Annotated in this window: 20 protein-coding genes; 9 read left to right on the plus strand and 11 right to left on the minus strand. The window is 53.7% G+C overall.

Annotation, left to right across the window (positions count from 1 at the left end; all coding sequences use genetic code 11):
- Positions 1 to 9: 9 nt before the first annotated feature.
- Positions 10 to 3,219 carry a multidrug efflux RND transporter permease subunit gene (locus AAC019_RS15060; protein WP_339899967.1) on the minus strand — a complete coding sequence of 1,070 codons (3,210 nt, stop codon included), beginning with the start codon at positions 3,217 to 3,219 and terminating at the stop codon, positions 10 to 12.
- 176 nt (positions 3,220 to 3,395) lie between these two features.
- On the minus strand, positions 3,396 to 4,574 hold the full coding sequence (locus AAC019_RS15065) for an efflux RND transporter periplasmic adaptor subunit (protein ID WP_339899968.1): 1,179 nt from the start codon (positions 4,572 to 4,574) through the stop codon (positions 3,396 to 3,398).
- 443 nt (positions 4,575 to 5,017) lie between these two features.
- On the opposite strand from AAC019_RS15065, the gene AAC019_RS15070 reads away from it, so the two are divergent.
- Positions 5,018 to 5,647: a TetR/AcrR family transcriptional regulator gene (locus AAC019_RS15070; protein ID WP_339899969.1), complete on the plus strand. Its 630-nt coding sequence runs from the start codon at positions 5,018 to 5,020 to the stop codon at positions 5,645 to 5,647.
- A 60-nt stretch (positions 5,648 to 5,707) separates the two neighbouring features.
- Here AAC019_RS15070 and AAC019_RS15075 read toward each other — a convergent pair whose 3' ends face one another.
- Positions 5,708 to 6,745 carry an MBL fold metallo-hydrolase gene (locus tag AAC019_RS15075; protein ID WP_339899970.1) on the minus strand — a complete coding sequence of 346 codons (1,038 nt, stop codon included), beginning with the start codon at positions 6,743 to 6,745 and terminating at the stop codon, positions 5,708 to 5,710.
- 251 nt (positions 6,746 to 6,996) lie between these two features.
- Here AAC019_RS15075 and AAC019_RS15080 point away from each other — a divergent pair, with 251 nt between their 5' ends.
- Both AAC019_RS15080 and AAC019_RS15085 read left to right on the plus strand, forming a co-directional pair.
- The gene (locus AAC019_RS15080; RefSeq protein ID WP_339899971.1) at positions 6,997 to 7,620 is read left to right on the plus strand and encodes a TetR/AcrR family transcriptional regulator; all 624 of its coding nucleotides are present in this window, start codon (positions 6,997 to 6,999) and stop codon (positions 7,618 to 7,620) included.
- 63 nt (positions 7,621 to 7,683) lie between these two features.
- On the plus strand, positions 7,684 to 8,718 hold the full coding sequence (locus AAC019_RS15085; protein ID WP_339899973.1) for a zinc-binding alcohol dehydrogenase family protein: 1,035 nt from the start codon (positions 7,684 to 7,686) through the stop codon (positions 8,716 to 8,718).
- Positions 8,719 to 8,782: 64 nt separating this feature from the next.
- On the opposite strand, the gene AAC019_RS15090 is transcribed toward AAC019_RS15085, so the two are convergent.
- Positions 8,783 to 9,118 carry a hypothetical protein gene (locus AAC019_RS15090; protein WP_339899974.1) on the minus strand — a complete coding sequence of 112 codons (336 nt, stop codon included), beginning with the start codon at positions 9,116 to 9,118 and terminating at the stop codon, positions 8,783 to 8,785.
- A gap of 73 nt (positions 9,119 to 9,191) precedes the next feature.
- Here AAC019_RS15090 and AAC019_RS15095 point away from each other — a divergent pair, with 73 nt between their 5' ends.
- The 4 genes from AAC019_RS15095 to AAC019_RS15110 all read left to right on the plus strand — a co-directional run bounded on the left by AAC019_RS15095 (position 9,192) and on the right by AAC019_RS15110 (position 12,987).
- On the plus strand, positions 9,192 to 10,031 hold the full coding sequence (locus AAC019_RS15095; protein ID WP_339899975.1) for a hypothetical protein: 840 nt from the start codon (positions 9,192 to 9,194) through the stop codon (positions 10,029 to 10,031).
- On the plus strand, positions 10,028 to 11,167 hold the full coding sequence (locus tag AAC019_RS15100) for a hypothetical protein (RefSeq protein WP_339899976.1): 1,140 nt from the start codon (positions 10,028 to 10,030) through the stop codon (positions 11,165 to 11,167). The genes AAC019_RS15095 and AAC019_RS15100 overlap by 4 nt, the downstream gene beginning before the upstream one ends.
- A 132-nt stretch (positions 11,168 to 11,299) precedes the next feature.
- The gene (locus AAC019_RS15105) at positions 11,300 to 12,301 is read left to right on the plus strand and encodes a 5'/3'-nucleotidase SurE (protein ID WP_339899977.1); all 1,002 of its coding nucleotides are present in this window, start codon (positions 11,300 to 11,302) and stop codon (positions 12,299 to 12,301) included.
- An 11-nt stretch (positions 12,302 to 12,312) separates the two neighbouring features.
- Positions 12,313 to 12,987: a hypothetical protein gene (locus AAC019_RS15110; protein ID WP_339899978.1), complete on the plus strand. Its 675-nt coding sequence runs from the start codon at positions 12,313 to 12,315 to the stop codon at positions 12,985 to 12,987.
- A gap of 57 nt (positions 12,988 to 13,044) precedes the next feature.
- Here the strand turns inward: AAC019_RS15110 and AAC019_RS15115 are convergent, their stop codons facing one another.
- The 4 genes from AAC019_RS15115 to AAC019_RS15130 all read right to left on the minus strand — a co-directional run bounded on the left by AAC019_RS15115 (position 13,045) and on the right by AAC019_RS15130 (position 17,756).
- Positions 13,045 to 13,842 carry a transglutaminase family protein gene (locus tag AAC019_RS15115; RefSeq protein WP_339899979.1) on the minus strand — a complete coding sequence of 266 codons (798 nt, stop codon included), beginning with the start codon at positions 13,840 to 13,842 and terminating at the stop codon, positions 13,045 to 13,047.
- A 335-nt stretch (positions 13,843 to 14,177) separates the two neighbouring features.
- The gene (locus AAC019_RS15120) at positions 14,178 to 15,758 is read right to left on the minus strand and encodes a carboxylesterase family protein (protein ID WP_339899980.1); all 1,581 of its coding nucleotides are present in this window, start codon (positions 15,756 to 15,758) and stop codon (positions 14,178 to 14,180) included.
- Positions 15,759 to 16,100: 342 nt separating this feature from the next.
- Positions 16,101 to 16,544 (minus strand): hypothetical protein, encoded by a 444-nt coding sequence (locus AAC019_RS15125; RefSeq protein ID WP_339899981.1) that lies wholly within the window; start codon positions 16,542 to 16,544, stop codon positions 16,101 to 16,103.
- A 273-nt stretch (positions 16,545 to 16,817) separates the two neighbouring features.
- Positions 16,818 to 17,756, minus strand: a complete 939-nt coding sequence (locus AAC019_RS15130) for an alpha/beta hydrolase (RefSeq protein WP_339899982.1) — start codon at positions 17,754 to 17,756, stop codon at positions 16,818 to 16,820.
- A gap of 268 nt (positions 17,757 to 18,024) precedes the next feature.
- Between AAC019_RS15130 and AAC019_RS15135 the strand changes: the two genes are divergently transcribed.
- Positions 18,025 to 18,414 carry a glutathione S-transferase N-terminal domain-containing protein gene (locus AAC019_RS15135; protein WP_339899984.1) on the plus strand — a complete coding sequence of 130 codons (390 nt, stop codon included), beginning with the start codon at positions 18,025 to 18,027 and terminating at the stop codon, positions 18,412 to 18,414.
- 138 nt (positions 18,415 to 18,552) lie between these two features.
- On the opposite strand, the gene AAC019_RS15140 is transcribed toward AAC019_RS15135, so the two are convergent.
- Together AAC019_RS15140 and AAC019_RS15145 are read right to left on the minus strand one after the other, a co-directional pair.
- The gene (locus tag AAC019_RS15140) at positions 18,553 to 20,148 is read right to left on the minus strand and encodes a sulfatase (protein WP_339899985.1); all 1,596 of its coding nucleotides are present in this window, start codon (positions 20,146 to 20,148) and stop codon (positions 18,553 to 18,555) included.
- A gap of 224 nt (positions 20,149 to 20,372) precedes the next feature.
- The gene (locus AAC019_RS15145; protein WP_339899986.1) at positions 20,373 to 21,266 is read right to left on the minus strand and encodes a DUF1080 domain-containing protein; all 894 of its coding nucleotides are present in this window, start codon (positions 21,264 to 21,266) and stop codon (positions 20,373 to 20,375) included.
- 204 nt (positions 21,267 to 21,470) lie between these two features.
- On the opposite strand from AAC019_RS15145, the gene AAC019_RS15150 reads away from it, so the two are divergent.
- Entirely contained in the window at positions 21,471 to 21,668 is a 198-nt protein-coding gene (locus AAC019_RS15150; RefSeq protein ID WP_339899988.1) for a DUF6435 family protein, read from the plus strand.
- A gap of 17 nt (positions 21,669 to 21,685) precedes the next feature.
- Here AAC019_RS15150 and AAC019_RS15155 read toward each other — a convergent pair whose 3' ends face one another.
- Positions 21,686 to 22,333 (minus strand): glutathione S-transferase, encoded by a 648-nt coding sequence (locus AAC019_RS15155; RefSeq protein ID WP_339899990.1) that lies wholly within the window; start codon positions 22,331 to 22,333, stop codon positions 21,686 to 21,688.
- Positions 22,334 to 22,628: the final 295 nt, after the last annotated feature.

The following is a 22,628-nucleotide window of genomic DNA, read 5'->3' on the forward strand; positions in this document are numbered from 1 at the left end:
AAAAACTCCTTACCCCTGCGGCTGATGTTGCAGCGCACTGGATGCGGTTGTATCGCCTGCAGGTTGTGAATCAGTATCGACCTTTGCGTAGCTGCGGCCCTCAAGCTTACGCAGCAGCACATAAAACACCGGCGTAAAGAACAAACCAAAGAAGGTTACGCCCAGCATGCCCGAGAACACGGCGATACCCATTACGCTGCGCATTTCAGAGCCCGCACCAGTCGAGAACACCATGGGCAATACGCCCATAATAAAGGCAAACGAGGTCATTAAGATTGGGCGTAAGCGCATCCGGCTAGCCGTAACGGCTGCATCAAAAGTGGCCATGCCGCGCTGCTCCAGCTCGCGCGCAAACTCCACAATTAAAATGGCGTTTTTACTCGCCAACCCTGCCAATACAAACAAGCTCACTTGGGTAAAGATGTTGTTGTCGCCATCGGTTAACCACACGCCAAACAGCGCGGCCAAAATCGACAGCGGCACAATCAACACAACCACCACAGGCAAAGCCAGACTCTCGTACTGAGCGGCCAACACTAAAAACACCAACAGCAAACACAGCGGTAAAATAATAATGGCAGTGTTACCGGCCAGCACCTCTTGGTAAGTCAAATCAGTCCACTCAAACTCAATGCCACTGGGCAAGGTTTCGTTCAGAATTTCCGTAATGGCATCCTGCGCCTGACCACTGGAGTAACCCGGTGCGGCATTACCGTTTAAGTCCGCCGACAAATAACCGTTGTAGTGGGTCGCACTTTCGGGGCCGTAACTCTCTTCCATGGTCAGCACGGTTCCCAATGGCACCATATCGCCTTGCACGTTGCGTACTTTTAGCGCCATCGCATCGGAAGGCGTATTGCGATATTGCGCATCCGCTTGGGCGATGACTTGGTAGGTGCGACCAAACTGATTAAAATCATTCACATACAGCGAGCCCAGGTAAATCTGCATGGTGTCGAAGATGTCTTTAATGTTTAACCCTAACTGCTTTGCCTTGGTGCGGTCTAAATCGGCGTACAGCTGCGGCACGTTGATTTTGTAGTTGGAGTACACGCTGGCAAGCTCGGGGCGCTGCCAGGCTTTTTGCTGCACTTGCTGAACCACCTCGGCAAGCGCCTCGTAGCCGAGGCCCGCGCGATCTTCAATTTGCAGTTTAAAGCCGCCGGTGGTGCCCAAACCCTGTACCGGTGGCGGCGGGAAGATGGCAATAAACGCCTCTTCAATACCGGCAAACTTCATTTGCAAGCGCTGCGCAATGGCACTGGCCGACAGTTCCTCGCCGTGGCGCTGTTCAAAGGCCGCGAGCGGGAAGAAAACAATCCCGGCGCTGGAGCTGTTCATAAAGCCATTGATGCTTAAGCCCGGAAACTGCACCGCGTTTTCCACACCCGCCTCGGCCAGGCCGATCTCACCCATCTCGCGGATAACCGCGTTAGTGCGCTCAAGCGTGGCGCCATCGGGCAGCTGGGCAAAGGCAATCAGATACTGTTTGTCTTGCGCCGGCACAAAGCCTTTGGGGATAGCATTAAACTCGCCCACGGTAACCGCTAATAACAACCCGTATACCAATACCGTTAGCCCTTTGCGGCCCAACAAACGGCCCACTTGGTTTGAGTAACCATTGGAAGCACGCTTAAAACTGCGGTTAAACCAGTCAAAAAACCGACCAAATACTGCATCGATACCGCGGGTTAGGCGATCTTTAGGTGCATCGTGTGGCTTAAGCAGTAACGCGGCTAATGCCGGGCTTAAGGTCAACGAGTTAATAGCCGAAATAACGGTTGAGATGGCAATGGTTAGGGCAAACTGTTTGTAGAACTGCCCGGTCAAACCACTGACAAAGGCGATAGGCACAAACACGGCGATAAGCGTGAGCGAGATGGCAATAATCGGCCCACTCACCTCTTGCATCGCTTTGTAGGTAGCGTTCAGCGGGCTTAAACCCTCCTCGATGTTTCGCTCGACATTTTCGACCACAACGATGGCATCATCGACGACAATACCAATGGATAACACCAAACCAAACAACGACAGCGTATTAATAGAAAACCCAAACGCTGACATGAGTGCGAAGGTACCCACAATGGATACCGGCACCGCGAGCAACGGAATAATCGACGCGCGCCAGGTTTGCAGGAATACAATCACCACAATTACGACTAATGCCAGAGCTTCTAGCAAGGTTTTAATGACGGCGTTGATTGAGCTTTTAACAAACACGGTAGGGTCGTACACCACGCGAAAGTCGACCCCCTCCGGAAAGCGCTCTTTAAGCTCGGCCATGGTCGCGCGTACATCGTCAGAAATTTGTATCGCATTGGCGCCCGGCGACTGAAAAATCGGAATCGCCACCGCAGGCTGGTTATCCAGCATAGAGCCCAAACTAAACTCTGACGCACCCAGCTCGACCCGCGCCACATCCTTTAGCCGTGTAATTTCGCCGTTGCGTCCGGCGCGGATAATAATGTCATTAAACTCTTCGGGGTTATCCAAACGGCCTTTGGCATTAACCGGTAACTGGATATCCACCAAGTTGGTGATAGGCGCACCGCCAATAACACCGGCGGCGACTTGCACATTTTGCTCGCGTATGGCGTTAACCACATCGGTGGCGGTGAGGTTTTTCTCGGCGATTTTCTCTGGGTTTAACCACACCCGCATGGCGTAATCGCCCGAGCCAAACAAACGCACCTGCCCTACACCCGCTACTTTAGCCAGCTCGTCTTTTACGTTAAGCACGGCATAGTTGCGCAAATACAGTTCGTCGTAGCTTTTATCGGGTGATATCAAATGCACCACCATCGTTAAATCGGGCGAGCTTTTTACCACCGTCACACCCGCCTGGCGGGTGACCTCGGGCAAACGCGACAGCGCTTGCGAGACGCGGTTTTGCACCATTTGCTGTGCTAAATCCACATCGCTGCCAATTTTAAAAGTCACGGTAAGATTCAACCGGCCATCGGTGGTCGCCTGTGAGGACATATACAACATGTTCTCGGTGCCGGCCAGTTGCTCTTCTAGCGGTGTGGCCACGGTTTCGGCAATCACTTTGGGGTTAGCACCTGGGTACGAGGCGCTAACCACCACCGACGGTGGCGACACCTCGGGGTACTCCGATATGGGTAATTGGAACATGGCGAGAAACCCTGCGATAAAAATCAGCAGTGAAATCACACCGGCAAAGATGGGTCGATCCACAAAAAATTTGGAGATATTCATAGTAAGCCCATGAGCATTAAAAATGGGTAATAAAAACAGTAAGGGGCTAGCAGCAACTGTGTTCAGATCCGGTGAGCCTTATCAGCCCATGACGACTTAGAACACAGTTGCTGCTAGGCGACCGGCGACCGCTTTTGGTCGCCAGCACTAAAGCGTAAAAATAAACGGGTAAATCGTTAGTGAGCCGCTGCCACTTCAGTGGCGACTTCACCCGGCGCAACTTCACGTGGCGCAACAACGGTATTGGGGCGCACGTGGGACAAACCATTGACGATGACGCGATCACCGGCATTTAACCCCGCCTCCACGACACGTCGGCCCTGGTAATACTCACCCAGTGTGACTTCGCGGTAAGTAGCGGTGTTGCTGTCGTCCACCACCAGCACAAACTTTTTGCTCTGGTTAGTACTAACAGCAAGGCTTGGCACCAACAGCGCTTCGCTAATGGAGGCAGAGCCCAGCCGAACATTGGCAAACATGCCGGCGGTTAAGGCGCCATCGTTGTTTTCAAACAAGGCCCGCGCACGGATAGTGCCGCTGGTCGCGTCTAGGCGGTTATCAAACGAGCTGATGTGCCCCTGGTAAACCACATCGCTATCGCGGGCCAGTGTTAGCTCGACAGGCATGTTTTGCGGGTCTTGCACCGAGCGAACAAACTCAATGTAAGTGGCCTCATCAACGCTAAACTCGGCAAACAACTGGCGGGTCGCGACAATCTCGGTCAGCACAGGCGCGTTCACCCCGGCGTCCACCACGTTGCCGGCCGTTAGCTCGGCGCGGCTTACCCGCCCGCTAATAGGCGCGGTGATGTGGGCGTATTCCAGGTTTAGCTGCCGCTGGTTAAGCGCAGCCTGAGCTTGCTGCACGTCGGCTTCGGCCACATGCTTAGCGCTTAGGGCGGCATCGTAAATACTTTGCGAAATCAACTTATCGTTAACCAACTGCTCCGAGCGTTTAAGCTCATCCTGAGCCAGCTTGGCGCGCGACTTGGCCACTGCCAGCCGCGCCTCGGCCTCGGCCACTGAAGCCTGGTGTGGGCGCGGGTCAATTAAAAACAGCGGCTGGCCCTGCTCTACTTGCTGCCCCTCGGCAAACAACACCTGCTGAATCACGCCGCCCACCAAGGGGCGAATCTTGGCGCTCTCGACCGGCGCCAGACGGCCGGAAAACTCGACCCAGGTTCGCACACTCTCGGGCGCGACAACGAGCACATCAACCGCAGGAGCCGGCGGGGCCCCGCCCTCGCCCGCCGCAACACTGAAGGGCGCGGCAGACAAGGCCACGGCGGACAACAAAACGCTCGCCACAAACCGCGCAACCCGCAAACGGCGGGGTAAATTCAATAAGCTAGACATGGGTATCTCCTTTTGCCTGCGGCAAAAAACTGAACGAATTAGGGAACAAACCGTTACCGACAACGTCTTAGACATACCGGTCGGTACGGATTCTGTGTGCAGTAATCCAAGCGCTTCAGCCAAATTGGCTAGATCGACGCAAAAAGCCCTAAAATTGCTAGGGTTATTGGGGTATCTGTTGTTAGAGGTTGGATTACTGCATGGCAGAGGAAGAAACTATACATACCGGTTGGTCTATTCGTCAACTAAAATAGTGTCGATAATGTTGTTTGCATGCGAGCGACAGCAACTAAGTCTCTGACGCAACAGCCAAAAACGAACTTTTTAGCGGCGTAAAGCTCGAACATCATGAAGATTAGCTTAACTGTATGACAAAACGGCCACATTGATTAACATACCCATTGGTATCATAATGCCGCCAATCGCTACCCAGAGGTCTATCTATGACGGTTACAGATACACGTACACGACTACTAGAAACCGCTCTCAAACTTATTTGGAGCAGTAACTACAACTCTGTGGGCGTTAATGAAATCTGCAAACAAGCCGAAGTCACCAAGGGCAGCTTCTACCACCACTTTGAGTCTAAGGCCGAGCTGTTCTGCCAGGCGTCGGAGCATTACTGGGATAAAATTCGCCACGACCTCGATGCGCTAATGTCGCCGCTTAACAGCCCCCTTGCGCAGCTAGAGGGCTGGCTAAAGCTCGTTCTGGCTACCAAAATCGGCGACGACATCGACAACATCCCCGGATGCGCCTTTTTTAGCACCGGCAACCAAACCAGCTGTGGCGAGATTGATATTAACAACACCTTGCTACAAATGAATGACCGCGGCATCAAGTATCACATCGCCATGCTGCGCAACCTGGAAGACGGCGGCTATATCACACCCGCCAAAGACGTAGAGCAAGTGGCGCGCCTGATACAGCAGTTTATGCACGGCTTTGTCAGCCACACCCGCCTCACCCGCAACCTCGACAACGCCCGCAAAGATTTGCCCGAGGGTATTTACCGTATTGTTGGCTTAAAGCCGGAGTACTGGTACAGCGCAGAGGCGCCTGCCGCGCCGTAAGCAAAGCTCCCGCCTCCGGCGATACTACCTACATATTTAACGCTACAAACGCAACGTTAACTACTGACCGGCTGCCAGCGGCAACCACCACCGCTCCCCTGCCTGCGGGTTAACCAACGCTAACCGCTGGCCAATTTTAGGCGTGGTTAACGCCACGCCCGCCTCTGCGGCCAACGAGTTAATGCGATCGAGCGGGTCGTGCCAGCTGTGCATGGCTAAATCGAAGGTGCTGTTGTGAATCGGCAACAACCACCTGCCTTGTAAATCTTTATGGGCTTGCAGCGTTTGCTCAGGTTGCATATGCACATAAGCCCAGCGCTCGTCGTAAGCGCCTGTCTCCATCAAGGTGATATCAAACGGGCCGAATTTTTCACCAATGGTTTTAAAACCGTCAAAGTAGCCAGTGTCGCCGCTAAAAAATACGTTTATCTCTGGTGTTTTAATAACCCAGGACGCCCACAGCGTGCTGTTGCCATCAAACAAACCCCGGCCCGAAAAGTGCTGAGCGGGCGTTGCGGTAAAGTGTATTCCCGCCACCGTTTGCGACTGCCACCAATCTAACTGACGCACTTTGTTGGCATCAATGCCCCACTCAATCAAAGTGTCGCCCACCCCAAGAGGCGTAAGAAACACACCGACGTTATCGGCCAGGGCTTTAACGGCGTCTTCATCTAAGTGGTCGTAATGGTTGTGCGACAGTACCACCGCCTCGATGGGGGGTAACTCTTGTAAGGCGATGGGCGGTGCGTGAAAGCGCTTGGGCCCAAGCCAGCTAAAGGGGGATGCGCGCTCGGCAAACACAGGATCGGTAAGCCAGAACTTACCCGCTAGCTTTAACAAAATGGTGGAGTGCCCCAAACGGTACAGGCTGTTGTCGGGCGCCGCCTCAAGCTCGGCACGGGTTATAGGCACAACGGGTATTGATGCCGTAGGCACGGTATCGTCTGGCTTGTTAAAAAAGAAATCCCAAAATATTTTTACGGTTTTACCAAAGCCGCTCTCTGGCCGTTTGGCCGGGTTAACAAAACGGCCCTGATCTAACTGCGGCGAGCTGGCGTAGTCGGCCGGTTTGGTTTTGGCGCATGAACTTAGCAACATGGTAAACACACCTATACAGAGTAACGACAAAATGAATGAGCGCTGGCGAATAACAGACAATGGTAGACACCTATGGCAAACAAAAAAGGCTTTACGTGACTTGGCAGAGCCAGCCACTGGCAAACCTGCCCGGTCGGGCAGAACAGGAACAATTCAAAACTACACTACACAGTGTAGTTTATGCAAGAAAAAAGTAAACTAAATGGTTTACAATAGAGACTAACTGCCACCAGCCCGTTGCCGGAGCGACTATGCCGAAACAACCCGCCCCCTCAAAACCGACGAAACTCACCGATCGCAAGCGCCTGGCGATTGTCGAAGCGGCCATTAGCGAGTTTCGCCGCCGGGGTTTTGAGCTTACCAGCATGGACGGCATTGCCCGCGAGGCAAACGTCTCTAAGCGCACGGTGTACAACCACTTCCCCAGCAAAGAGCAACTGTTTGCCGAGATCCTCACCGAGCTGTGGCAAAGCAGCGCCGAGCAAGTCACCCTGCCCTATTGCCCCGATACGCCCGTCAAGGCGCAGCTAGAGGCGTTACTGTGGCAAAAAATGCAGATGCTGAGCCAGCAGGATTTTATCGATTTAGCCCGGGTCGCCATCGCCGAAACCATCCACTCGCCCGAGCGGGCACAAGATATGGTAAACCGCTTAAACGAGCGCGAAGAAGGCATTACCGTATGGCTGCGGGAGGCCGCCGCCGACGGCAAGCTGCGCATCGACGACCCGGTGTTTGCCGCAACCCAACTGCAAGGCATGATCAAAACCTTTGCCTTTTGGCCGCAAATTGCCATGGGCCAGCCGCTGCTTAACCGCGAGCAACAAAACAACATCGTTACGTCTGTAGCGGATATGTTTTTGCGCTATTACGGTTAAACTTAACACATCAAATGATTCAGGCGCGACCGTACGCCCACCCTAACCAACAGAGGAAACACCATGAAAGCCGTCGGTTATTTAGAGCCACAAGCCATCGACCAAGACACCGCCTTAATGGACATCGAGCTGGATAAACCCACCGCCACCGGGCGCGACCTGTTGGTTAAAGTGCGGGCGGTCTCGGTAAACCCGGTGGACACCAAAATACGCCGCTCGGCAAAGCCAGACGATGGCCAGGCAAAAGTACTCGGCTGGGATGCGGTAGGTGAAGTTGTCGCCACCGGTGATCAGGCGCAATGGTTTAACGTGGGCGATAAGGTCTGGTACGCGGGCGATATTACCCGCGCGGGCTCTAACGCCGAATACCAATTGGTGGACGAGCGTATCGTTGCGGCTAAACCGCAGTCACTCTCTGATGCCGATGCGGCCGCCCTGCCTCTCACCGGTATCACCGCCTGGGAGCTGCTGTTTGACCGGCTGGATTTTACGCCACGAGAGTCAAGCGAAAGCGAAACAGGCAAACCGCAAGCGCGTATTTTAATCATCGGTGCGGCGGGCGGAGTGGGCTCCATTTTAACCCAGCTGGCCGCCAAGCTGACTAACACTGTGGTTATCGGTACCGCATCGCGCGAGCAAACCCAAAAGTGGGTCAAAAACCTGGGCGCCGATCATGTGATCAACCACCATCAGCCCATGCAACCACAGCTAGCCGAGCTTGGCATCGAGAGCGTTAGCCACGTGATTAGCCTAACCCACACCGACCAGCACTTTGATCAACTGGTAGAGGTGCTAGCCCCGCAGGGCAAGCTGGCGCTGATTGATGACCCGGCGCAGCCACTTGACGTCATGAAGTTAAAACGCAAATCGCTGTCATTGCACTGGGAGCTAATGTTTACCCGCGCGATGTTTAATACCTGGGATATGGCAAAACAGCACGAACTATTAACGCAGATTGCGCAAATGATTGACGATGGCACCTTAAAAACCACCGTTGGCGAGCACTTTGGCACCATTAACGCGGCCAACCTTAAGCGCGCCCACGCCCACATTGAGTCGAACCAGGCGGTGGGTAAAATCGTACTCGAAGGCTTTTAATTAGCGCGCCTTTTTACGGCAATATTGACGTGATGGTTAGGGCGCAACGCCCTAACCATATGAATTAGATAAACCACTGGAACTCCATCATTGCCATCACCAACAGGACCGGCACAAAGAACGCAAGTGCCGTCGCCCATAACTCGTAGGGCAAATCAAACCGCTCGCCCAGCTCAGCGTAGCTGCGGTAAATGGCAAACAATATAACGTAGATATACAGCAACCGTACTACCCACACTTGCACCGCCCCCTGAGCCACGTATGCCTTCCGGTCAAAACCAATCATCGAGGGTTCAGCCCAGTTGAGATAGATCCAGACTAAAAAAAACAAAGCTCCCAGCGGCCATAGTACGCATTTAATACAACGAACCAGCATTTTGTGAATGTTATTATTCTGCATTGCCCCGCCTTATCGTCATCGTTTTGTCATATTTCAAATTTAGACTCGGCCGTTTAACCGCTAAGCTGGCACCATGGCGCAACACCTGTATTTAACGGCCTCTAAAGTTATTCTGCTGCTGATCATAGTCTGTGCCTGTGTGTGGTTGCTGGGCACCCACAAAGTCGCGGCATTGAGCTTGCCCGAGCTTTATACACACCAATGCCAGGTAGAAGGTAGCACTGGCAATAAAGCCTTTAATGTTTATGTGCCCACTAACTGGCAAGCGGCCAAATTTGGCCGGGCTTTGTGCCACGACGCGTTAAAGGGCACGCCATATCAAAGCGTTACGGTATCTTGGCAACCGCGCGAGTCGATCACCAGCCAAGCCATTTTAACGCAACACTTTGACGCCCTATGGATACGTGAGCACGCCTTAAGCGGGCTTACCCCCGACTGGACTCACAGTTATCGCACACTGGTTCCGCTGCCCAGTTACCCCGTCTACTTGTTTAGTCACGCGCCGACGTTAACGCTAGATTACGCCTCTCTTGCCGGGCTGCGTTTTGGTTTATTGTCCGACAGTAAAAGCTTCTCGGGCTATTTAGCACTGATGGATAAACTCAACCAACTTGGGGTCAGCCTACCGGCGGACAAAACACAATTTTACCCCAGCCGCCAAGCGATGGTTAACGCTTTTATTGCCGGCGAGTTAGATGCGATCTCAAGTGCCGGTTTTACCCCCGAGCTCGCCCAGTGGCCTAAGGCACAAAAACGGGTATTAACGCACCACGCACCCATGGGGAACTGGTACTCACGCACTACCCTTACCAAGACCACCGAGTGCGCGTTAATTGAGGCCGTTGGTCTTTACACCGACGCCATCACCAACGCCACTCATCAGCCGTTTACTATGCCGCCGTGTACATTATGAGACAAACACTGCGACTGTGCGTACTCTTTGCGTTGGTTAGTGCCGCCTTGGCGCTGCAGGCTTGGCATAGCGCGCAGCTATCACTAAAGCACCAATTGCTCAGCCAAATACCGGAGGCCGTCAATGCCTCGCTGGTTAACGCTTACGATACCCAACTGCAGCTTGCGCACAACAGCCAACAGCTTGTGTCGCACATCAATGCCAGCGCATTTAACGTTCGCCTGCCGCTGGATTTTATCCAGCAAATAACGCTGCGCGATTTAACCTTGTTTGTGCAACAGCCCCAGCAAGCGGCGGATGTATCGTGGCATTATGGCGAGCAACTGCTGGGCGCCAGTTACACAATCGCCGTACAATTTGCGTGGTTTAACCTGCTGGGAGTAAGCGCGCTGTTATCCATGCTATTGCTAACCTTGTACCGCTACTTGCCTACTATTCGTACTCAGCGCACGCACCAGTGGCAAAGTGATTTAGTGCAAACGGGCCTCAACAAAAAACAGGCGCACAAACTGGCACGGCAGCTAAGTGCCGATCCAAACGAGTCAGAGCTATTTGCGTTTTTACGCGAGCGAACCCAGCTGGCGCCAGGCGTCATTCACGACTTAAGCCAGCAACAGGCGGTAAAAGCACTCACCACAGAGCAACGCGCCTGGTTAGCGGCCGCGCTTAATCATGCTCTGGCAGAGAAAGACGCGGTAGCCGTTGCCCGGCATCCACCGCAGCTGGCGTTCGATCTAGCCAATCAATGCGCAATCGTACACGGGTTGCGCATCACGTTAGCCAAAACACCGCTGTTTTACTATTACTGGTACGCTCAACGAAGGCTGGCGGGCGAGCCCGCCTACACGAACCCGACGCAAGCGAAACCCGACCGCGATCAGGGCGAGCAGCTTGCCAATATTATGGCTAGCTGGGGCGGCCACCAAAAAGCCATTAAAGACTTACGTGAAGAGGGCCTAAAAAGTAAAACTCTGGATCAAAACCGCAATAAAATTAAAACCGAGTTGCGCCGCACACTGGGCGAACTTGCCACGCATTATTTGTTTAGCGGCGAGCGCGACGGTAAAACGGCGCGCTATCGCTACTGCTTGGCGCTCGCGCCCAGCGCTATATCTCTCACCCCAAAACAACCTTAAGATTCTGTTTTTATTGACTTATTTATTTTAGAGAGATCCCTAAAAGCCCGGGGATAACTATTTCACGTAACTGTCATCAGGCTTTTTTCTAATGTGCCCACCGTAACGTTCCACTCACATTAGGAATTGACAATGAAACTACACACTCTTATCGCCAGCGCCGTTACTGCGGCCAGTTTATCGCTGCCCGCCAGCGCCTTAAACATTGTATTAACCAACGACGACAGCTGGGCCACCGATAATATTCAGGTACTTTTTACCGAACTTAAAGCCGCCGGTCACGATGTGGTTATGGCCGCGCCCTGCACTGGTCAAAGTGGTAAAGGTGGCGCGATTCACTTTATGGAGCCGGTGCATGTCGACCGCAGTAAAGTGGATCAAGGCCAGGCGTGCGTTGGGGACACCGACGAGTCGGTACCGTTTGATGAGTTTGTCGAAGGCACCCCCATGATGGCCGCTTTGTACGGTATTGATGTACTCGCCACAGAAACCTGGGGCCAGGCGCCCGATGTTGTTATCTCCGGGCCCAACGAAGGCAACAACCTCGGCTACCTCACCAACACCTCCGGCACCCTGGGCGCTGCAAATATTGCTATTGCCCGCGGCATACCGGCGATCGCCGTTAGCGCTGCCGATGGCGACGCCGACAAGGCCGTATTGGTCGCGGCAGCGGTTAATCAGTTACTTTCAGAGCTGGAAGCCAACCGCGCCGAAGGCGAACCTTTACTGCCCAAATTTACCGGCTTAAACGTCAACACCCCTGCCGACATGGTGAACCATCAGGGCTTTAAATTTGCCAACGTAGGCTGGAACTCGGGTGGCATCGAGGTGCAATTTACCGACGACCTTTCGCAAAATGCTACCGCTATGGGCTACGTTGCCCAAGGCGTAATAGCCGCCGGCTACGCCAGCACCATGGAAGAAGCCATGGCCATCGCCCAGGCGCAATACAGCGGCAAAGCCGGTGTGGGCATCGCCCTGGATGCAGGCTTAATTGACGACAACCATGAATCCAGCGAAGGCGTATTACTGGGCCAAGGCTACATCACTATCAGCACCATGGAGGCAAATGTTCAGGCCAGCCGCGCCAAAACCGCACTGACCCACATTAAACTCAACGGATTAACCCAATAGAGGTCAACGCTATGCGCACAACACTATTCGCCGCGATCAGCGTGGCCCTGCTGGCCGGTTGTGGCTCGGGTAACGACGCCAACACAGAGTCTCCCGTCGAGCCGCCCACCGAGCCTGTAAGCAACTCCTATTTACAGGATCACGCGGGCTTGTACCAAAGCGCCTACGTGGCCGATAACCAAGCGATGCTGGCACGCCTGGTGGTGAATGAAGCCGGCGCCGTGCTGGTCACCACCGATGCTCTGGAGCAATCAAGCAGTGTGAATGCCGCCCTAAGCGATGACATTAGCCAGCTTGATTTTGCAAGCACAGTACAGTGCTCGGACAATAGCGGCGCGTTTGACTGTACCATTGCAGGCCAAAGCGTAACGCTAAACAAAATTACCGAGGCCGCCAACGTAAACCTCAACGCCTTGGCTGGTGAGTACCAACTGTTAAGCGATAATGAACTAACGAGTATTCAAGTTGCTGATAGCGGCGAGTTTTCGGCAAGCGTTAACGGTTGCGAGCTAACAGGGCAATTAAGCATAGAGCCGGACGCTATTGTACTTAAACAATTAAAAGACCGTTGCGGTGAGCCGGTTGCGCTTGGAGTTGCCTTTAATGGCACAGAAAACTCAGCACCCGAGTCGTTAGAGGTGTACGTAAGTAATAGCGCTTTAGCGGGCGATTGGATAAAACGTTAAACGCTTGTTGGCAAAGCGGCCCAAAACACGGGTCGCTCTGCCACACATGAGAGCCGGCTAATCCCTAAGATGATTGATACCGGTAACCTGAACACGCTGTTCTATAGGGTACACCGGCGGGCCGAACTGGCTGTACACAGCCACATCGGCGGCATCGCGGCCGTAGCCCACCGTAATGTAACCGCCATTGAGCACCTGCTGGGTGGCATCAAAGGTATACCAGCGGCCACCGACGTAGGCCTCAAACCACGCGTGCAAATCCATAGGCTCAAGGTTGTTTAAATAACCGACCACTAACCGGGCCGGAATACTTAAACTGCGGCATAACGCTATACCGAGGTGGGCCAAATCACGGCACACGCCAACTTGCCTAAGGTTAACATCCACGGCCGACATAGGCGTATTACTGCTGCCAGGCTCGTAGCGGATTCGCTCGCGCAGCCAGGTTTGAATAGCCACCACCTGATCGTACCCAAGGTTGCAGCCTGCCGTAATTTCGGTGGCCATCTGGCAAAACAACTCCGACTCGCAGTAGCGGCTGGGCAACAAATAACCCAGTACGCCGTCGGGTAGGTATTGCACCTCGATAAACTCCGCCCCAGGCGCCTGATCAACCACATCGGCGGTTTTAACCTCGGCCACTGTATTTACCGAAAAACGACCAGGCGGCGCCACAAGGCGCTGACAAAGGTTGCCATACAGGTCGGTAAACTCGTAAACCGGTACAGTGGGGGCGATATTGTACTCTTCACGGGCAACCCACTGCTGCGCGCCGCTGCGTGGCCGCAGCATTAAAATAAACGGCGTCGGCACAGCAATATCAAAGGTAAAATCACAGCTTGCGCGTAACCACATGGTCAGATCCATTAGGAAGGGGAAACGATAGTACCGATACGGCACACCCCAGCATACCGGTTTTTAGATGCCTTTGTTAGTGGGATATTGTAGGGGGATGTATCCGAGATTACGGCCGCAAAACTAAGAACTTAACAAGCCGGCAGTGACAACGCAGCAAGCGCTTTAGCAACCCGCTGCGCGAATCTTTGCACCGTCTATTTTTGCACTGGCCACATCGCGCCACGCAACTAACCGGTACGGGAGTAACCTCGTGCGCGCCCTACAACGGGGCAATAACGCTACCCCGTTTCTGGCAAACCGCTGTCAGTAGATTCTGTGTGGTGCAAACGCCGCTAACGGTTTGCCCAATCGGCCCCCTCCGGGGTACGACGCCACTGAAAATACTGATCTAACACTTTAAGCGCCTCTTCATCGGGCACCGGGCCAAGGTGTGGCGTCTGCTGAAAGTACATAACACTGGACGAGTCGGAGTCAAACGCCGGCCACTGAGGTAAGCCCTCGCCGTTGGGGTTACCGGTTTTGGCAAAGTTAGTCCAGTAGGTGGCCATTGCCTCGGATAGACCGGCATCCGATTTCATAGCATCCGGGTGCTCGGGGTTAAGCCGCTGAAACACATACGCAATTTCTTGCCCATGAGGCGAGCCGTGATTGTCCTTAGCCGAGCCTTTGGGGTGGGCCGGGTGCTGATCAAAGTAATACAGGTAAGCCGGCGATTTGCCCCGCTCTGACTGCAAGCGTGCCCAGCTCCAGGTATGCCAACCAAAGGCGGCGTCGCGCACTAAATTGCGTGCACTGCGGGTGATTTTTTCTTCGTTTACTGAGTAAGCCTCCAGCAAGGGCTCGGCAAATTTTCCGTAGCGTGTTTTGATACCGGCAATAAATTGCTCCGGGTCATCGTTCCAGATAAAACTCAAGCCTTCATCTGAGTTGTAACCCACCAACACCGGAACATCGTTATAGCGGCCCTGTTGGTAAAGCTTAAATTGATCATCCGCAATGACATGGCCATCAACAATCGGCCAACCGCCGGGCATTGACCACTGCTCGGGAATAAATTTGTCTGCCTCGAGTTGCCGTAACTCGGCAATCGATGACGCCCCAAACTGCGCCACATAGTTAACCCCATCGGCCTCAGCTTGCTTTAGGGTGTTCATGTTTTCGCCGGGGTAATTTTGTTTGCGTGTCGGCCCAAACGAGCCCCCGCTTTGCGATATGGCGCCGTGAAACAACCCTTTTGCCAATGGCGACGCCGCCAGCATACTCACCGAGATCCCGCCGGCGGACTCACCAAAAATCGTCACGCGGTCCGGGTCGCCACCAAATGCGGCAATATTATTTTTAATCCAGTTTAAGGCGGCAATCTGATCCAGCAAACCATAATTGCCCGATACCTTAGCGGGGCTTTCAGCGCTTAACTCCGGGTGTGCTAAAAAGCCCAACTGTCCCACACGATAAGCAATGCTCACCAGCACTACACCTTTATTGGCTAACCGGGTGCCATCGGTTAAGGGGTCGGCCGAGCTACCAAAACTAAACCCGCCACCGTAAATCCATACCAGTACGGGCAGCTTATCAGTGTCTGCTTGTGCCGGCGTCCAGACATTAAGGTACAAACTGTCTTCGCTTTTGCCGGCGGCGGGCTCGCCGGCCTGCACCGGTGAAGGTGCGTACTCAAGTGCCGGGCGAACACCCGACCATTTTTCGGCGGGCTGCGGAGGCGCCCAGCGCAGATCGCCCACCGGGGGCTGGGCAAAGGGCACGCCTTTAAAAACCGTCAAACCGCCCTCGGCCTTGCCTTGTAACCGGCCCTGCTCCACAGTAACTTGCTGCAAATCGGCGGCGTGTGCAACGCTCAGCCCCATGCCCAGTAAAACGATTAACGCTAACGATCTAACACCTATTGAACGCCTCATTCCGCTACTCCCTAACAACTTTTTTCGGTTAGAACACCATTACATTATCAACAACCCGAACCATTCAGCGACGCCCCGGGGCTTTGCCGCACCAACTGTTACGTATCACTTGCTCCTTATCACGGGTTACGTATCCCTGTCCGGGAAATTTTTATACATTAATCGCCAGGCCGGGAAGTCTGCGGGCTCGGGCTGTGTAAACACGTTCCCCTCGCGGCTCTCGCCTTTTAACTGCCAATCCAGCCACTTTAGTGCCAGTGCAGCACGAGCCGCCATAGGGCTGCTCGAACGTCCCCGAGTGCCCCGCGGTTAAATGATTAGCAAATACCACAGGCACATGTTCTATGCGCTGATAATCCAGTTTGCATTGTCAGTGGCCACATCTGTGTCGCCGCCCACTAAGTAGATTACCGACCCATGTAAGTTGGTTAATGAGGCGCGGCTAGCGGCGGCCATGTGCATGTCTCCGATACCGGAATTAAACATCAGGTAGGTGCTAAAACGGGGCTCAAAGGCCGTTGCCAGCAGCTGCGCTCCACCGCAAGATTGCCACGCCGAAGCGATGCGACCGGTATCGATCACCGGATAGTAATCACCCGAATCAGCTTGCGCCGCAACGCTTAGGTTTTGGGGGCGATAAACCACATAACCGGGTAATGATGGTTCGGTGGTGGCGACGGCGTGGTAAGGGCCACTGCCACCGTCGTCGAGAATTTTTGCCTCAAGATGTTGCGCGTTTACCAAGCCAGGAAGTACAGCAAGACACATCAAGATAAGCGTTTTCACCCGAACTCCCCTATTATTAGTGGCGCAGGCCTGACTACTCTAATTTTTATACTATAATAACACCATATAGCTTCAAGGCTTACTTTTGAAGGGCCTTCGCCGTTACGCCACACAAGGGCAATGAATAACCCGCCAGGCAACGCCATACCCGCCCGTAGCAGCCAACACGAGTCAGTCGTGGACGGCCAGCTCGTCGGGGTTTGGAGGGTAACGCAAAGATAAAAAAACCGGCACAGGGCGATATGTGCCGATCTTGCGGCAAGAGCGTCGGGGTTATTGCGTGCTCTCGGTTAAAAATTTGTTCACATCCAGCCAGTGCATAAACGCTTCAAACCATTTATTACTGGTGCGATCGGGGTTGCCCAGGCCAAAGCCGTGCCCGCCGTTTTGATACAGGTGAAACTCAACGGGTATCCCCGCCTCATGCCAGGCGCTGATCAAACCGAACTGGCCGTGAAATAAAAAGTCATCGCTGGCAATTGCGGCAAACATCGGCGGCGCATCGGCCGGCACCTCAACGGCGTTCAGCCCGCCATAAATGGGGCCGATAAAGGCTAAATCGACCTTGTCAGACTCCAGTGTGGTGGCCATGGTTAAGCCGGCACCGGCCGAAAACCCAATCATACCGATGCGCGCCGGATCTACTTTCCACTCATCAGCGCGCTTTAATATCATGGCGTATGCCGCTTCGACGTCTTCAATTTGATCAGAGAGATCCCAGCGTGGTCGCTTGGGGGCCTCTTCATCGTCGGTGGCGTTTTCCGCCTGCGCAAAGCGCTGATTCATTTGTGTTTCAAAGGCGTCCAGAGTTGGCTCTGTGGGCTGCAGGCGATACTTTAAAACAAAGGCATTAATGCCCTCGGCGGCCAATGCCTCGGCCACTTCCCACCCCTCGTTACCCATGGACAACCACATAAAGCCGCCACCGGGCGCAACAATAACCGACGCTCCATTGGCTTTTGCCGGGTCTGCCAGTACGGGGGTCAGAGTCGCTTTAGAGATATTGCGCGCCATAGGGTCGCCCCACTGACGAAACCAGGATTCCTCGGCCTCCTGTCCATCCACACCCCCGGTATTCAGGGCTATGGCCGTGGGCTCATCCGGCGCATCGATGGGATACATCTTGCCGTCTTGCGCCAGTGCTAACGCACTAACGCCCAGTAAACTAAAGGCTAACAGCTGACAAAAGGCCTTTACATGCATGCTCTTCATAATGATCACCTAATTCTATTATTGGCTATTGAGTTAAGGTGGTAATGTGGCTACCCAAAACATTCTAGTCTTTTTGACTATTAGGTGTCTAGCGCGCGGCACGCATCGGTAACAGCCCTTAAACACCCCCAGTAGAAACAGGCACGCCTAATGCGGTATGGTAGCCGCCCCGGCAGACGGCCGGGCCCAATGAATACCAGCCAACCAAGCGCAACCCCCGGGCGATGTACCCCTTGCGCGGCAGCGAATAGTAAACTTAGGAATCAACATGAAACTACTCATCAAAATACTGCGTGAAGGCCTTGGTAGCATCATCGCTTTTATCAGTTGGCTAACCCGGCCACGCAAGCTTAAGCGCACGCCCGAGGCACAAGCCGCGGTCGAGACCGAGCTAAACAACTTTGCCCTGTATCAGTTTTTTGCCTGCCCCTTTTGCATTAAAACCCGCCGGGCACTGCACCGTTTAAACCTGCCCATGGAGCTGCGCAACGCGCAACAAGGCAGCCCCTACCGCGACGAGCTGGCACAAGGCGGTGGCCGGATTAAAGTGCCCTGCCTGCGGATTGATGAGAACGGCACGACTACCTGGATGTATGAATCGTCAGATATTATTGCGTATCTGGATAAACGCTTTGGAGCGTCAGACGCGGCGGCCTAGCGGGCCGCTTACAAACTGCAGCGACCGCTAAAAACTTCTCTGGTAAACCTTCTGAACCCGTCCCGCCGATTGAGCAAGATCGTGGCCGTAATTGTGGGCTGTACGATGATTAACGCTAGTAACAGCCCGGCCGGTCAATCAGTGATCGCCATCGCGCTGCGGCTTAGGCACAAAGAAATCCGTTAAGTTTTCGTCTCCCTCCTGCTTTAACCACGGCTCGGGAAAGTCCGCCGCTTTAGAGCGGTTTTTCTCGCGGTAAACGGCGCCGTGCGTGTACTTCTCGGTATAGGGAATCACGTGCTCGCCCTGATTATTTTCAAGGCCGCTAAACAACCGGTAACGCATGTCCGCCACCCGGTCTTTGTGCTTCGGGTCGTTAATCAAATTGTGCATTTCATTCGGATCATTTTTAAGGTCGTACAGCTCTTCAGTATCCCAGACGCCGTGGTACTGAATCAGCTTGTACTGATCGGTGCGCAGCGCAAATGTGGTGGGTGTGTGAGGGAAGTTAAACTCCCAATAGTATTCATACACCAGCTCGTCACGCCAATCGTCTACCTCTTTACCCAAGGCCAGCGGTAAAAAGCTTTGTCCCTCAAATTGTTCCGGCTGCTTTTTGGCACCGGCCATATCCAGCACAGTTGCCGCGATATCGATGTTGGCTACGATGTTGTCAACCGTTGTGCCCGGCTTAAAGTACCCAGGCGCATAGGCCACCAATGGTACGCGCATAGATTCCTCATAGGCGTTGCGCTTATCAATTAAGCCGTGCTCGCCAAACAAAAAGCCGTTATCGCCCATCAGCATCACAATCGTGCTTTGCGACAATTCGTTTGCCTCCAACCAATCCAGCAAACGACCAATGCTGTCGTCTACCGCCGACAACGTCTGGTGGTAGTGGCGTTTATACTCCTGCACATCCAAAGAGCTGTGGTACGGAAAATCAACCCCGTGCCAGCTGTTACGCTGGTTTTTAACCCACATCGGCTTGCCCTTATAGTTGGCCGCGGTATTTGCCTGGCTGTCAGGCACCGCGATCTCGACATCGGCGTACTGATCTTGGTGCCGCTCGGCGGGTTTAAAATCGGCATGCACCGCTTTGTGTGATAAATAGATAAAAAACGGCTTGTCAGTATCGCGCTGGTTGAGCCAGTTCAGGGCATAATCTGTCAGCTCGTCGGTGATATAACCCTGCTGCGGCACATGCTTACCGTTAATGTTGAGCTGATTCGCTTTACCATCTTCGCCAATCACGGGGTAGTAATGCCCCTGCCCGGCAAAGCTTACCCAGTGATCGAACCCCGGCTGAGGTTTATCCGAGTGCCCGCCCATATGCCACTTGCCAAAAAAGCCGGTCTGGTAGCCCATCTTCTGCAAATAAGAGGGAAAATAAACAGTCCCCTCTCTGGCCGGTTTGTTGTTATCCACCACGCCGTGGTTGTGCATGTACTGGCCGGTGAGAATGCTGGCCCGGCTGGGCGAGCAGAGCGCAGTGGTGACAAACGCATTGCGAAAGTGCACCCCTTGTTGCGCCAGAGTATCGATGTTAGGCGTGGTGATCTCAGGGTTCATAAACCCCATTTCGTCGTAGCGCTGATCATCGGTAAGAATATAGATAACGTTCTTCGGCGTGGTGTCGGCGGCATTCGCGGCCGACGCAAAGAGGCTGCAGAGCAAACCAGTCAACGGGATACACAACCGCCAGAGCTTGCCGCCGTGCGAGTAATTAGCCATAGGTGACCCTTTTATTTATTGTTAATAAGTAATAGCCGATCAATTATCAACCTATCGGCTATTTTTGTGCAGCCAGCTTAGCAGCGAGCCCCGCCGCTCTCAATTTGATTCAGCCCGATACGGGTAACTTAGTCTAAACTTTTGTAAATGACGGCACCGATGCAAAAGAAACCGTCAGCAAAACACTCCAGCCCTTTTAAGCAATATTCAAACGACCGCGATAATCACTCAAAATAAGTGCGGTAAGCCTCGGGCATGGCGGATACCGGCTGCCACTCTATACGCCTAAAATAGGCCTCGCCCGCCTCGCTTTGCAGCACGATTTGGCCCTTGGTTAAAGGCTCAACACCTGTCTCGGTGGGGTAAACCGAACCGCTGAGGGCCATCACGACTTCGCCGTTGACGATGTGCAAACTTTTGCCTTGATAGGTAATTAACTCTAAGGTATTCCACTCGCCGGAGGGTTTCTCGTTATTGTGGCTGGCGCCGCAGGTTATCGGGCCATCATTGCCGCCAAAGGTTTGCCGCGGCGCTTTAACATCGTAGCGGTACGGGCCATCGGTACCTTGTTGAGCACAGCGAATGTCTATTTGCGAATGGGCAATTTTCCACCAGTCACCGGTTAACCCATCGACGCCCTGCTCCACAATCTGAAACTCTTGCGATAGCGGCCAGGAGCGCCAGTAATCCACCCCGTGCTCGCCGGTGCCGTGATACAAAATGCCGGTATCAAGCGGTAAATCCTCGCGCGGCGGCCACTTTTTTGTACCCCATTTAACTTGCAGCCGCAGGTGGTAATCAGCAAAGTCCTGGCGGGTAAAAATACCGCCGTAAATCTCTCCGGATACACGCAACACCGGCTCTCCGGTGTCCGTGCTCACGCTAAACACACCCCACTCATCCCGGTCATAACCCACGGGCTCAAGATACTTGCCATCCTCCGCCCGTTTTAAACCCGACACATCGGTCTCGGCATTGGGAAACCCCAGATACGTTCGCCACTCGCTCAGCCCGGCATCCAATAACGGTTGCCACGACTCAGCCTGAGCCGAACCCGATACCCCCAGAAAAAAACCAACGAATAAAACCGACTTCCGGACTGCTGCTAAACGAGACATAAGATAAACCTATGGTGAACATAGCGATAACGTGAATTGATAATGAATCTTACCGGATAACCCGAGCGTATGGCAGAATCATCTATTAAGTAGCGTAAACGTCATCCGGGGCCAAACCTCACATTGGCCTTATTAGCCTAAAGCGGTAAACCAATTTCTGTTTTACGGCGTATCACAATCTCACACTGCCCAAGAGATCACGCCATGCTATCGCTTTTTAAAAAAGATCCGACTAAGAAATTGCAAAAATCCTACGAGGCCACGCTCGAAAAGGCCATGCTGGCGCAACGCAGTGGCGATATAAAGACTTACTCGCAACTGACCGCTAAGGCCGAGCAAACACGCGCCCAAATAGAAGCGATGCAGGCGATGCAACACGGCAAAAACTCCAAGGAGCAATAGTCAGCAGCACGCTGCTGCTAATCTGGGAACACCACCAGCGCACCGCCTGCTTGCCAGGGCTGATATTTTGTCATTGCTTGCACAAACAGCGGCTGTTCTAGCCAATCTTTTAGCCACTGCTGCAAGCGTGGGTAAGGCAAACGGTAAAACATCTCGCGGTCCACATGAGCAAACTGACGCACAAAAGGCATAACACCGATATCGGCAATCGTCGCGCGATCGCCCAATAAGTAACGGCTATGGGCCAGCCGTTGATCTAGCGTCTGCAAAAAGGCCTCCCCTTTTACACGATACTCGGCCTGGGACAGCTCGGGGTGCCGGTCGGCGTATTTGTAGCGATCCAACCAGTGTTTAAACTCGTTATCGTTTTGCTCAACTAACACGTTGGCTTGGGGCAAAATATCTTGCTGCAACAGTTTTTGCGGGTCTTGCTGTTGCAGCGCCCAGACTACAATATCCCAACTCTCCTCAATCACAGTGCCATCCACACACTGCAAAACAGGCACCGTGCCTTTCGGGCTAATCGCCAACATAGACGCCGGCTTGTTTTTTAATACAACCTCGCGCAACTCCACCTGCAGCCCGGCAAACAGCAGCCCCAAGCGAGCGCGCATGGCATAGGGGCAGCGACGAAAAGAATACAAGCGGTGCAAGGCGATAGTCATAGCGTTTGGGTTTGGTTACAGCGTTTAAAGCTGTGCAGAGTCCCTGATGGTAAAGAAGGTGTCAAGTGCACTGCTGCCGCTCACCTGTCGTCATCCCCGGTAAAGCACAGCAGCGACCGGGGTCCAGCGTCTTTGACTGCGGCACCTGGCCGATGCCGGCGCGCCGTTCGTGCTAAGCCGCAAAGCCGGCTTGGCTTTCTTGCATATCATTCCGGAGCGATGCAGTAGCTGACGTAGTGTTTTTGCCGTCATCCCCGGCAGAGCGCAGCGGCGACCGGGGATCCAGTGTCTTTGA

It is taken from the genome of uncultured Gilvimarinus sp. (assembly GCF_963975215.1).
In the GTDB taxonomy this organism is placed as follows: Bacteria; Pseudomonadota; Gammaproteobacteria; order Pseudomonadales; family Cellvibrionaceae; genus Gilvimarinus.